Origin of the sequence: Brachybacterium hainanense (genome assembly GCF_042434575.1) — a bacterium.
Taxonomy (GTDB): Bacteria; Actinomycetota; Actinomycetes; order Actinomycetales; family Dermabacteraceae; genus Brachybacterium; species Brachybacterium hainanense.
Window position 1 is genome coordinate 52824 of the sequence record NZ_JBHLSV010000024.1, and the last position, 11872, is coordinate 64695.

Sequence of the window (11872 nt, forward strand, 5' to 3'; positions counted from 1 at the left end):
GCGGGGGCGCGGCCTCAGCCGACCATCTCGGACAGCTCCAGCCAGCGCTGCTCGGCCTGGTCGATCTCGTCCTGCACCGCGGAGAGCTCCTCGGTCAGCGCCTGCAGGCCCGCGTAGTCCCCCGGGTCGTGGGCCGCCATGCTCCCGTGCAGGGCGTCGGTCCGCGCCCCGAGCTTCTCGATGCGCCGCTCGAGCGCGGAGATCTCCTTCTGCGCCTCGCGCAGCTCGCGTCCCGCGAGCGCCGACGCTGCCGGGGGAGCGTCCGTCTCCGACGCGCCCGGCGTCGTCGGCGCGGCCGAGGCGCCGCCGGGGCTCCGGGCCTCCGCCTGGGCGCGCAGCGCGAGGTACTGGTCGATCCCTCCCGGCAGATGCCGCACCCGGCCGTCGAGGACGGCGTACTGCGTCTCGGTGACGCGCTCGAGCAGGTACCGGTCGTGGGAGACGACCACGAGCGGCCCCGGCCAGGTGTCCAGGAGATCCTCCATCGCCGCGAGCATGTCGGTGTCCATGTCGTTGGTCGGCTCGTCCAGGACCAGGACGTTCGGCTCGTCCAGCAGGGTCAGCAGCAGGTCCAGGCGCCGCTTCTGCCCGCCGGAGAGCTCCTTCACCGTGACCTTCTGATGCGCCGCGGTGAAGCCGAGGCGTTCGAGGAGCTGCCCGGGGGAGACCTCGTCCTTCCCGGCCCGGAAGGTGGTCCGGTACCGGCCCACGACGTCGGAGACCCGCTCCTCGAAGAACTGCGCGAGCCCCTCGAGCCGCTGCGAGACCTGCTGGACCGTCACGGTCCTCCCGCGCTTGACGCGGCCCCGCAGGGGTGCCAGGTCGCCGGTCACGAGGCCCAGCAGGGTCGACTTGCCCGCGCCGTTGGGGCCCAGCACGCCGATCCGGTCCGCGGGGCCGATGTGCAGCGTCACCTCGCGCAGGATCACGGTCAGGTCCTCGCCGTCGCCGTAGCCGGCGTCGACGTCCTCGAGATCGATCACGTCACGCCCCAGCCGCGCGGTCGCGAGCTGCGTGAGAGAGACGGTGTCGCGCACCGGCGGCTCGTCCGCGATCAGCGTGTTCGCCGCGTCGATGCGGAACTTCGGCTTGGAGGTCCGGGCCGGGGCACCGCGACGCAGCCACGCGAGCTCCTTGCGCATGAGGTTCTGCCGCTTCTGCTCGATCGCCGCGGCCTGCCGGTCCCGCTCGACCCGCTGCAGCACGTAGGCGGCGTATCCGCCCTCGAAAGGATCCACGACCGCGTCGTGCACCTCCCACATGCGCGTGCACACCGCGTCGAGGAACCAGCGGTCGTGGGTGATGACCACGAGGCCTCCGCTGCGGCCCGACCAGCGCCGTCTCAGATGCTCGGCGAGCCAGGCGATCCCCTCGACGTCGAGGTGGTTCGTCGGCTCGTCCAGCAGCAGCACGTCGTGGTCGCCCACGAGCAGCTCGGCGAGATGGACACGTCGCACCTGGCCGCCGGAGAGGTCGGTGAGGTGGGCCGCGAGGTCGATGCCGTCCAGCAGCCCCGCGAGCACGTCGCGGATCCTCGGGTCCGAGGCCCATTCGTGCTCGGGCCGCTCGCCCACGACGCGCTCGCGCACCGTGACACCGGGTGTGATCGCGTCCTGCTGGTCGAGGACGCCCACCCGCACCCCGCCGCGCACGGTCACCCGCCCCGCATCGGGCTTCTGCTGTCGGGCCAGCAGCCGCAGCAGGGTCGACTTCCCGTCCCCGTTGCGGCCGACCACCCCGATCCGATCGCCCTCCTCGATGCCGAGCGTCACCGCGTCCAGCAGGACGCGGTCGGGGAGGGCGACATGGAGGTTCTCGGCGCCGAGCAGATGGGCCATGGTCAGGCAGACTCCTGGGTGGTGGGGCGGAGGGCCGGCGCCTCGCGGGAGGCGCCCGGCTCGAAGGGGAGGAGCAGGTCGCGCAGGACGGCCGCGAGGGCGTCCCGCTGCGCCGGGGGCAGGGCGGCCAGCAGCTCGCGCTCCGCGGCGAGCAGGCGCTCCATGGCCGCGTCGACGAGCTCGACGCCGGCGGGCTCGAGGGTGATGAGCACGCTGCGCCGGTCCTGGGGATCACGGGAGCGGTGCACGAGCCCGCGCGCCACGAGCTTGTCGATCCGAGTGGTCATGGTGCCCGAGGTCACGAGGGTCTGATGCATGAGCGCGCTGGGGCTCGCCGACTGCTCCCCGTCGCGGCGCAGCGCGGACAGGACGTCGAACTCCCAGCCCTCGAGACCGCTCGCCGTGAACGCGGCGCGACGCGCGGTCTCCAGGTGCCGCGCCAGGCGCGAGATGCGCGAGAGCACGGCGAGCGGGGAGGTGTCCAGATCGGGCCGGGCGCGGGCCCACCCGTCGACGATGCGGTCGACCTCATCGGCCGGGGAGTTCGAGGACATGGGGCGAGTCTACGGACTCCGCGCCTCGGGACCGGACGGCGTCTGAGACCCTGGGGCCCGCTATACGCCGCGGATCGTCGGCTTCTTCTCCATCGCCCCCAGACCGAACCAGGACAGGTTCACCATGCGGGCGGCCACCGCCTCCTTCGAGGGCTTGCGCGTCTCGAGCCACCACTGGCCCGTGTAGGCGACCATGCCGACGAGCATCTGCGCGTACAGCTCGGCATCGCGCGGCGGATACTTGCGCAGCCGCAGCTGGGCGGCGAGGATCGACTCGACCTTCGCGGCGACGTCGCCCAGCAGGCTGGAGAAGCTGCCGCCGGTCTGGGCGACGGGGGAGTCCCGCACGAGGATGCGGAAGCCGTCCTCGGACTCGTCGATGTAGGTCAGGAACGCCAGGGCCGCCTTCTCCATGAGCACCCGGGGATGGGCCCGCCCCTCGGACAGGGCGCTCTCGAGGGCTCCCAGCAGCGTGCTCGTCTCCCGGTCCACGATGACGGCGTACAGACCCTCCTTGCCCCCGAAGTGCTCGTACACGATGGGCTTGGACACCTTGGCGCGCGCGGCGATCTCCTCGACGCTCGTCGCGTCGAAACCCTTCTCCGCGAACACGGTCCGGCCCACCTCGACCAGCTGCTCGCGCCGCTGCCGGCCGGTCATGCGGGCTGGGCGGGGACGCGGGGAGGACGGGTCGGCCATCCCCCGAGTCTCCCACAGCACCCGTCGAGCGTTGGACGGGCCACCTTCGCCGCGGAACGCCCGAACGCCTCGGGCCAGGACGGTAGGATTCTTGCGGCCCCGCCCTGGGGCCGGTCCGCCATGGTGTAATCGGCAACACGTCAGATTTTGGTTCTGATATTTCAGGTTCGATCCCTGATGGCGGAGCGCGCTCCGCGCCCTCAGGCGACCGCCCACTCCAGGAGATGTGTGTGAACTCCACTGCCCCCGCCGCTGTCATCGTGCTCGCCGCAGGTGCGGGCACACGCATGAGATCCAAGCTCCCCAAGGTGCTGCACGAGATCGGCGGGCGCTCCCTGCTGATGCACGCGATCACCGCCGCGCGCGGCGTCGAGCCGGCCCAGCTCGTCGCCGTCGTCCGCCACGAGCGCGAGCAGGTCGTCGCGCATCTGGCCGAGCACGCCCCCGAGGTCCTCGTCGCCGACCAGGACGACATCCCCGGCACCGGCCGCGCTGTGCAGTGCGGGCTCGAGCAGGTCGGCGCGGAGGCCGGCACGGTGCTGGTCACCTACGGCGATGTCCCGCTGCTGGACGCGCCCACCCTGCAGTCCCTGGTCGCGCAGCACGAGGCGGCCGGAAGCGCCGTCACCGTGCTCACCGCCCTGCTCGAGGATGCCTCCGGCTACGGTCGGATCGTCCGCAGCGAGGACGGCGGCGAGGTGCTCGGCATCGTCGAGCACAAGGACGCGAGCGCCGCGCAGCGCGAGATCCGTGAGGTCAACTCCGGGATCTATGCCTTCGACGTCGCCGTGCTGCGCTCGGCGCTGTCGCGGATCACGACGGACAACGCCCAGGGCGAGATGTACCTCACCGATGTCCTGGCGCTCGCCCGCGAGGACGGCGGGTCGGTGCGCGCCGTCGTCACCGACGACGCGATCCTCGTCGAGGGCGCCAACGACCGCGTCCAGCTGGCACAGCTCGGCGCGGAGATGAATCGCCGCATCCTCGAGCGGCATATGCGCGCCGGGGTCAGCATCGTCGACCCGTCGACGACCTGGATCGACGCCGAGGTCTCGATCGGCCAGGACACGACGGTCCTGCCGGGGGTGCAGCTGCTGGGCGCGACGGACATCGGCGCGGACGTCGTGATCGGCCCCGATTCAACCCTGCGCCACACGGTCGTCGCGGACGGCGCCGAGGTCGTGCGCACCCACGCCCTGCACGCGGAGATCGGCGAGCAGGCGAGCGTGGGCCCCTTCACGTACCTGCGCCCGGGGACGGTCCTGGGCGCGAAGGGCAAGATCGGAGGCTTCGTCGAGACGAAGAACGCGCAGATCGGCGAGGGATCGAAGGTCCCGCACCTGTCCTACGTGGGCGATGCCGAGATCGGCGAGCACACCAACATCGGCGCCGCCACGATCGTCGCCAACTACGACGGCGTGAACAAGCACCGCACGCGCGTGGGCAGCCATGTGCGCGTCGGCTCGGACAGCGTCCTGGTCGCGCCCGTGAGCATCGGCGACGGGGCGGCGACCGGAGCGGGCGCCGTGGTCCGCGAGGACGTCCCTGCCGGAGCGCTCGCGGTCAACGCGGTCTCGCAGCGGATCGTGGAGGGCTGGACCGAGCGGCGCCGTCCCGGCACCCCGGCGGCCGCGGCGGCAGCGGCCGCCCAGAAGCAGGCGGAGGGCGCGGACGCGCCCGCGCAGGAATCCAAGGAACGGGAGAACTGATGAGCGGGATCGTCACCACGGGATCGAAGCGGCTGGTCCTGGCCAGCGGACGGGCGCATCCCGTCCTGGCGCAGGAGGTCGGCCAGGAGCTCGGCGTCGAGGTCCTGCCGATGGACGCCTGGGACTTCGCCAACGGCGAGATCTACGTGCGCTACGGGGAGTCGGTGCGCGGGACCGACGTGTTCGTGCTGCAGTCGCACCCGGCTCCCATCAACACCTGGGTGATGGAGCACCTGATCATGATCGATGCGCTCAAGCGCGCTTCTGCCAAGCGCATCACCGCGATCGCTCCGAGCTTCCCCTACGCCCGCCAGGACAAGAAGCATCGCGGGCGCGAGCCGATCTCCGCGCGGCTCATGGCTGACCTGTACGAGACGGCGGGGATCGACCGCATGATCTCGGTGGATCTGCATGCGCCGCAGGTCCAGGGCTACTTCAAGAAGCCCGTGGATCACCTGATGGCCCTGCCGATCCTCGCCGACTACGTCGCCGGGAAGTACGGCGGCGAGGACCTCGCGGTCGTCTCCCCGGATGCCGGCCGCATCCGGGTCGCGGAGCAGTGGGCCAAGCGCCTGGGCGGGGTGGGCCTCGCCTTCATCCACAAGTCCCGTGATCCGAAGCGGCCGAACCAGGCCGTCGCCAAGCGCGTGATCGGCGACGTCGCGGGCAAGACCTGCGTGCTCGTGGACGACATGATCGACACGGCGGGCACGATCGTCCAGGCGATCGACGCCCTGCACGCCAACGGCGCCGCCTCCGTCGTCGTCGCGACCACCCACCCGATCCTGTCGGACCCGGCCGCGGAGCGCCTGCGCACGAGCTCGGTGCGCGAGGTCGTGTGCACCAACACGCTGCCCGTCCCGGAGGAGAAGCAGTTCGAGCAGCTGACCCAGCTGTCGATCGCCCCGCTGATCGCCCGTGCGGTCCGCGCCGTCTTCGACGACGGATCGGTCACGAGCATCTTCGACGGCGCCGTCTGATCGGACGCGCCGCAGCAGGCAGGGCCCGCTCGATCGAGCGGGCCCTGCCTGCTGCGGAGACCTCAGACGAGCACGCGGTTCCCTCGCACGAGCCGTGCCCACGGCCGTCCGAACCCGAGGTGGTCGCCGGCTCCCAGCAGAAGCATCGCCCCCAGCAGCACCGCCATGACGAGGTGGTCGTCATACAGCGGATTGGTCGTCATCGGGAACGAGGCGAGGTACATGAACAGGTACATCGCCGCCCCGGAGACGGTCGCGATCCGCATGCCGATGCCCAGCAGGAGAGCGAGGCCGATGCCCAGCAGCCCGGCGAGGAAGAGGACGTCGGTGACGGGGTTGATCGCGATGAGCGCCTCCCACACGCCGGCGAAGGGGTTGCCGGACTCGATCGAGCCGCCCAGGTATCCGGTGGTCGGGGAGCCGCCGTGGAGGACCGACCGCTCGGCAGGGGTCGAGAAGCCGAGGCCGAGCATCTTGTCGAGGAACGCCCACAGGAAGGTGAAGCCCAGCAGGATCCTCACGACGCCGAGGAGGCGATGGCCCCACAGCTGCGATGCGGAGGCGCTGATCTCCGCGGCGGCCGGGGCGATGGCCCCGGTGCGGTGGGCAGCGGCGGGGGAGGGGTGGGCGATGGTGGCGTTCACGACGATGCTCCTTGCATGCGTGCCGACCCGGGGGAGGATCCTCCCGAGTGTCCGGTGTGCTCCTGACACCGCCTACGCTATGCCCGCCGCGAGCCCGCCTCGCGGGACCAAGGTCCGCAGGTCAGAGCCGGGACGTACGTCCCGCGCACCCGCGCCCGATGCCGCCGCGGCGCCGGGTCGCGGTGTTCGCCGCGCCCAGGGGTGAGCGGCCGCACAGGGGCGTCGCCCGGGTCGGCGGCACGCCGCGTGGTAGCGTTGTCCGGTCACTTCGGCGAGGGAGATCCGTCGCGCCCCGGCGCGCGGCTCCGTGATCGACGCGGTGCGGGTCGCTCCTGGCTGCCCGTGGCGCTCGTCGCCACCCGGTACCGCGACCACGAGGAGCACCATCATGGCTGAGAAGCTGAACATCGAACTGCGCGAGGACTTCGGCAAGGGCGCCGCCCGTCGCACCCGCCGCGAGGGCAAGGTCCCCGCGGTCGTCTACGGCCACGGCATGGAGCCGCTGCACGTCGTCCTGCCCGGGCACGAGACCGCCCTGGCCGCCCGCAACCCCAACGCCCTGCTCGAGCTGGTCCAGCCCGGCGGCGAGAAGCAGCTGGCCCTCATCAAGGAGATCCAGCGCCACCCGCTGCACCGCACCCTGGCCCACCTCGATCTGATCGCCGTCCGTCGCGGCGAGAAGGTCGAGGTCGAGATCCCGGTGTCGGTCGTCGGCGAGCCCGTCTCGCCGTCGATCGCCGTCGTCGACCTCCAGACCCTGACCCTGTCGGTGGACGCGCTGCACGTCCCGGAGCACGTCGAGATCTCCGTCGAGGGCGCCGAGGAGGGCTTCCAGCTCTTCGCCGGCGACGTCGTCCTGCCCGAGGGCGCCGAGCTCGCGACCGATCCGGAGTACCTCGTCCTCGCCATCCAGACGCCGCGCGGCGAGGCGACCGAGGACGAGGAGGCCGTCGAGGCCGCCGAGGAGACCGAGGAGGCCTGATCCTCCGGGGCTGGTGACAGACCCGCCAGATCCTCGGGCCGGGGCGTCGCGCACACGCGCGGCGCCCCGGCCTGCGTCCCGCTCCCGTGAGCGGTACCGTGGCGGAGGCTGTCGCCTCCGCGCCGGGCACCCCGTCCGCCGCCTTCCGCGCGACCCCTGCCGAACTGCAAGGAGCACATGACATGTCGGGCACCCATCTGGTGATCGGGCTGGGCAATCCCGGCCCGAAGTACGAGGCGACCCGCCACAACATCGGCCAGATGGTGCTGGACCGCATCGCCGCCTCCACGGGCGGCTCCTTCAAGGCGGCTCGCCGCGCGCAGGCCGTGGTCATCGAGGGGCGCATGGGCGCTCCCGGGTCCGGCGCCCGCACGATCCTCGCGAAGCCCACGACCTACATGAACGTCTCCGGGGGGCCCGTGAAGGGCCTCGCCGACTTCTACGGGATCGATCCCGAGGACGTGATCGTGGTCCACGACGACGTGGACCTGCCCTTCGACACGATCCGGCTCAAGCGCGGCGGCGGCGAGGGCGGGCACAACGGGCTGCGCGACATCAGCAAGGCGCTCGGCACCCGCGACTACCAGCGGGTGCGCATCGGGGTGGGGCGCCCCACGGGCCGCCAGGACACGGCCGACTTCGTCCTCGCCCCCTTCTCCGCCGCCGAGCGGAAGACCCTCGACCTCGTGATCGGCGATGCCGAGGACGCCGTCGAGGCGCTCGTCCTGACCGGACTCACCGCCGCCCAGCAGCGCTTCCACGCGAAGGAGACCCGATGAGCGCGTCCGCGCCCGAGACCGCCCCGACGCAGATCGACCCCCAGGCCGCTCCGCTCGCCCCGCTGCTGGACGCCTTCGCGGCGTCCCCGGATCTGCAGGCCATCCGGGAGCTCGGGGAATCGGGGCCGGGAGCCGGCGGCGGGATCGTCGCCCCGACAGGGCTGTTCCCCTTCGCGATCGCCGAGCTCGCCCGCACCGCGACCGCGGCGTCCCCGCTCGTGGTCGTCACACCGACCACCCGGGCGATGGAGGACATCCGGTCCGGGCTCGCCGCGCTCACCGGGACCGAGCACGTGGCGGAGCTCCCGGCCTGGGAGACCCTGCCGCACGAACGACTGTCGCCGCGCGCGGACACGGTGGCCCGCCGCCTGTCGACGCTGCGCCGCGTGGCGCATCCCGACTCGGAGCAGGAGGTCCGCGTCCTGCTGGTGCCGGTCCGCTCGCTCCTGCAGCCGATCGCCCGCGGGCTCGGCGACCTGACCCCGGTGCGCGCCCGCGCCGGTGAGGAGCTCCCGCTCGAGCGGCTCGTCGAGCAGCTGGGGGGCGCCGCCTACTCCCGCGTCGACATGGTCGAGAAGCGCGGGGACTTCGCCGTCCGCGGCGGGATCCTCGACGTGTTCCCGCCGACCGAGCCGCACCCGGTGCGCATCGACTTCTTCGGCGACGAGATCGAGGAGGTCCGCTACTTCTCCGTCGCCGACCAGCGATCGCTCGAGCCGGTGCCGCACGGGCTCGACGCCCCGCCGTGCCGGGAGATCCTGCTCTCCCCGGAGGTCCGGGAGCGCGCCCGCGCCATGGCCGAGGAGCTGCCGGGCGTGCGCGAGATGCTGCTGAAGCTCGCCGACGGCATCGCCGTGGACGGCATGGAGTCGCTCAGCCCCGTGCTCGTGGGCGAGATGCAGCAGGTGATCGACGTGCTGCCGGAGCGTGCCCGCATCCTGGTGGTGGATCCCGAGCGCACCCGTGGGCGCGCCGCCGAGCTCGTCGCCACCACCGAGGAGTTCCTCGCCGCCGCCTGGTCCAGCGCCGCCGCCGGCGGAGGCCTGCCCATCGACGTCGGCGCGGCGAGCTTCGTCCCGCTCGAGGACGTGCGGGTGCGGGCGGGTCGCACCGGGCGCTCCTGGAGCAGCATCGCCCCCTTCGGCCTGGACGAGGACACCGAGGTGACGGCGAGGGCCGTGAACCATCCCGGCTACTCGGGCCGGATCGCCGACGCCGCCGCGGACATCGCCCGTCGCCGCGCGGCGGGGTGGCGGGTGGTCGTGACCATGGCGGGCGCCGGCGGTGCCCGCCATGCGGCGGAGTCGCTGCGCGAGCACGACCTGCCGGCGATCTTCGAGCATCCTCTGCGGGACGTGCTCTCCGAGGATCCGATGGTGACCGTGGGCCCCTTCGTGGCGGGGATCGTCGACGAGGCCGCCAAGCTCATGCTCGTCACCGAGCGAGACCTCACGGGCAAGTCCGGTGCCCGCCGGGGCGGCGAGCGGAAGATCCCGGCGCGGCGGCGCAACGTGGTCGACCCGCTGCAGCTGCGTCCCGGGGACCATGTCGTCCATTCCCATCACGGGGTGGGTCGCTTCATCGAGATGACGAGCCGGGCCGTCGGCACGGGCGCGAAGCGGCAGACCCGCGAGTACCTCGTCATCGAGTACGCCCCCTCGAAGAAGGGGCAGCCGGGGGACCGGCTGTACGTCCCGAGCGATCAGCTCGAGCAGGTCACGAAGTACGTCGGCGGGGAGGACCCGTCGGTCAACCGCATGGGCGGCTCCGACTGGGCCAAGACCAAGTCGCGGGCCCGCAAGGCGATCCGCGAGATCGCCGACGAGCTGGTGCGCCTGTACTCGGCGAGGCAGTCCGCTCCCGGGCACGCCTTCGGGCCGGACACCCCCTGGCAGCGCGAGCTCGAGGACGCCTTCGAGTTCGTGGAGACCCCCGATCAGCTGTCCACCATCGACGATGTGAAGGCGGACATGGAGAAGCCGGTCCCGATGGACCGCCTGATCCTGGGGGACGTGGGCTACGGCAAGACGGAGATCGCGGTGCGGGCCGCCTTCAAGGCGGTCCAGGACGGCAAGCAGGTCGCGGTGCTCGCGCCGACCACCCTGCTCGCCCAGCAGCATCTGGAGACCTTCACCGAGCGCTACACCGGGTTCCCGGTGACGGTCCGGGGCCTGTCCCGCTTCCAGTCCGATGCGGACTCGAAGCAGACCGTCGAGGGTCTCGCGAAGGGCGAGGTCGACGTGGTCATCGGCACCCACCGCCTGCTCACCGGGCAGGTGCGGTTCAAGGACCTGGGGCTGCTGATCGTCGACGAGGAGCAGCGCTTCGGCGTCGAGCACAAGGAGACGCTGAAGGCGCTGCGGACGAACGTCGACGTCCTGTCGATGTCCGCCACGCCCATCCCGCGCACCCTCGAGATGGCGGTGACGGGGATCCGCGAGATGTCCATGCTCGCGACCCCGCCGGAGGAGCGCCATCCCGTGCTCACCTATGTGGGCGCCGAGGAGGAGAAGCAGCTGGTGGCCGCGATCCGCCGCGAGCTGCTGCGCGACGGGCAGGTCTTCTTCATCCACAACCGGGTCGAGGACATCGATGCCGCTGCCCAGCGGATCCGCGATCTCGTGCCCGATGCGCGCGTCGAGGTCGCCCACGGCAAGATGAACGAGCACCAGCTCGAGCGCGTGATCGTCGACTTCTGGGAGAAGGAGTTCGACGTCCTCGTCTGCACGACGATCGTGGAGACAGGGCTGGACATCGCCAACGCCAACACGTTGATCGTGGAGAACGCGGATCGCTTCGGCCTCTCGCAGCTGCACCAGCTGCGCGGGCGCGTGGGACGCTCGAGCGAGCGCGCCTACGCGTACTTCCTGTACAACGGCGCCAAGCCGCTCACGGAGACCGCCCACGACCGGCTCACCACCCTCGCGACGAACACGGACCTGGGGGCCGGGCTGCAGGTGGCGATGAAGGACCTCGAGATCCGCGGGGCGGGCAACCTGCTGGGCGGCGAGCAGTCCGGTCATATCGCCGGGGTCGGCTTCGACCTGTACGTGCGCATGGTGGGCGAGGCCGTCGCCGCCTTCCGGGGCGAGTCCTCGACCCCCGATCGGGAGGTCAAGGTGGAGCTGCCGCTGGACGCCCACGTCCCGCATGACTACATCGCCTCGGAGCGGCTGCGCCTCGAGGCGTACGCGAAGCTCTCCGGCGCGAAGGACCTGGCCACGATCGACGAGGTCCGGGCGGAGCTCTCCGACCGCTACGGCGAGATCCCCGCCCCGGTGGAGGTGCTGCTGGACGTGGCGCGCTTCCGCCTCGAGTGCCGCGAGGCGGGCATAGACGAGGTGCAGGCGCAGGGCAAGATGATCCGCTTCGCGCACCTCGAGCTCCCGGACTCGGTCTCGCTGCGCATGAAGCGCCTGTACCCGGGGACGATGGAGAAGCCCGCGGTGCGCCAGGTGCTGGTCCCGCGCCCGATGACCGGACGGATCGGCGGGACCGAGCTGCGCGATCACGAGCTGCTGGACTGGGCGCGCACCGTGATCGGCGTGCTCGTCCCGGGCTCCGCGCCCGAGGGATCCGCCCCGCCGGAGGAGCCGGCCGCTCCCTCACGCCGCCCCGAGACCGCCGGACGGGCGGCCCGCGCCGCGCGGCTCGACGAGCTGGGTCGGCGCGGACGCGGGGCGCCGA

At 72.2% G+C, this 11872-nt stretch carries 9 protein-coding genes and 1 tRNA gene; 6 read left to right on the forward strand and 4 right to left on the reverse strand.

What is annotated here, in order from left to right:
- Positions 1–14: 14 nt before the first annotated feature.
- The 3 genes from ACFFF6_RS16115 to ACFFF6_RS16125 are packed head-to-tail and all read right to left on the reverse strand — an operon-like array spanning position 15 to position 3091.
- Positions 15–1838, reverse strand: a complete 1824-nt coding sequence (locus ACFFF6_RS16115) for an ABC-F family ATP-binding cassette domain-containing protein (RefSeq protein WP_376982506.1) — start codon at positions 1836–1838, stop codon at positions 15–17.
- 2 nt (positions 1839–1840) lie between these two features.
- Positions 1841–2392, reverse strand: coding sequence for a MarR family winged helix-turn-helix transcriptional regulator (locus tag ACFFF6_RS16120; protein WP_376982507.1), 552 nt, complete (start codon positions 2390–2392; stop codon positions 1841–1843).
- A 60-nt stretch (positions 2393–2452) separates the two neighbouring features.
- Positions 2453–3091, reverse strand: a complete 639-nt coding sequence (locus ACFFF6_RS16125) for a TetR family transcriptional regulator (RefSeq protein ID WP_376982509.1) — start codon at positions 3089–3091, stop codon at positions 2453–2455.
- A 114-nt stretch (positions 3092–3205) separates the two neighbouring features.
- On the opposite strand from ACFFF6_RS16125, the gene ACFFF6_RS16130 reads away from it, so the two are divergent.
- From ACFFF6_RS16130 to ACFFF6_RS16140, 3 genes are all read left to right on the forward strand, one after another.
- Positions 3206–3277, forward strand: a tRNA-Gln gene (locus tag ACFFF6_RS16130).
- 38 nt (positions 3278–3315) lie between these two features.
- Positions 3316–4800 (forward strand): bifunctional UDP-N-acetylglucosamine diphosphorylase/glucosamine-1-phosphate N-acetyltransferase GlmU, encoded by a 1485-nt coding sequence (gene glmU / locus ACFFF6_RS16135; RefSeq protein ID WP_376982510.1) that lies wholly within the window; start codon positions 3316–3318, stop codon positions 4798–4800.
- Complete coding sequence (locus ACFFF6_RS16140) at positions 4800–5780, forward strand: ribose-phosphate diphosphokinase (RefSeq protein WP_376982511.1); 981 nt, start codon at positions 4800–4802, stop codon at positions 5778–5780. Before glmU ends, ACFFF6_RS16140 begins: the two co-directional genes overlap by 1 nt.
- A gap of 62 nt (positions 5781–5842) precedes the next feature.
- On the opposite strand, the gene ACFFF6_RS16145 is transcribed toward ACFFF6_RS16140, so the two are convergent.
- The gene (locus tag ACFFF6_RS16145) at positions 5843–6424 is read right to left on the reverse strand and encodes a hypothetical protein (protein WP_376982512.1); all 582 of its coding nucleotides are present in this window, start codon (positions 6422–6424) and stop codon (positions 5843–5845) included.
- A 388-nt stretch (positions 6425–6812) separates the two neighbouring features.
- Here ACFFF6_RS16145 and ACFFF6_RS16150 point away from each other — a divergent pair, with 388 nt between their 5' ends.
- The 3 genes from ACFFF6_RS16150 to mfd all read left to right on the forward strand — a co-directional run.
- Positions 6813–7406 (forward strand): 50S ribosomal protein L25/general stress protein Ctc, encoded by a 594-nt coding sequence (locus ACFFF6_RS16150; protein WP_376982513.1) that lies wholly within the window; start codon positions 6813–6815, stop codon positions 7404–7406.
- Positions 7407–7588: 182 nt separating this feature from the next.
- A complete protein-coding gene (pth, locus tag ACFFF6_RS16155; RefSeq protein WP_376982514.1) occupies positions 7589–8185 on the forward strand; it encodes an aminoacyl-tRNA hydrolase in 597 nt (198 codons plus the stop codon).
- A partial coding sequence (gene mfd, locus ACFFF6_RS16160; protein WP_376982515.1) for a transcription-repair coupling factor occupies positions 8182–11872 on the forward strand: 3691 nt, incomplete at its 3' end. The genes pth and mfd, both read left to right, overlap by 4 nt.